Raw genomic sequence first — 202 nt, forward strand, 5'->3', positions numbered from 1 at the left:
CGTGAAAGGGCGGTGTCCTAGGCCTCTAGACGAAGGGGACACAGTATGTGTCACTAGGACTGGCTATTTTAACTCGCACCATATGAGCTTTTGTTACTTTACCAAAGTAACGTGGCGTCCCCTAGGGGATTCGAACCCCTGTTACCGCCGTGAAAGGGCGGTGTCCTAGGCCTCTAGACGAAGGGGACGCAGAAATTGGTTT

1 tRNA gene is annotated in these 202 nt (G+C 52.5%); it reads right to left on the bottom strand.

Annotated elements, in window-relative coordinates:
• Positions 1-112: 112 nt before the first annotated feature.
• Positions 113-188: transfer RNA gene (locus ACW689_RS21600), tRNA-Glu, on the bottom strand.
• Positions 189-202 lie beyond the last annotated feature (14 nt).

The sequence above is a fragment of the Pseudoalteromonas sp. ABE4_541 genome, assembly GCF_056312285.1.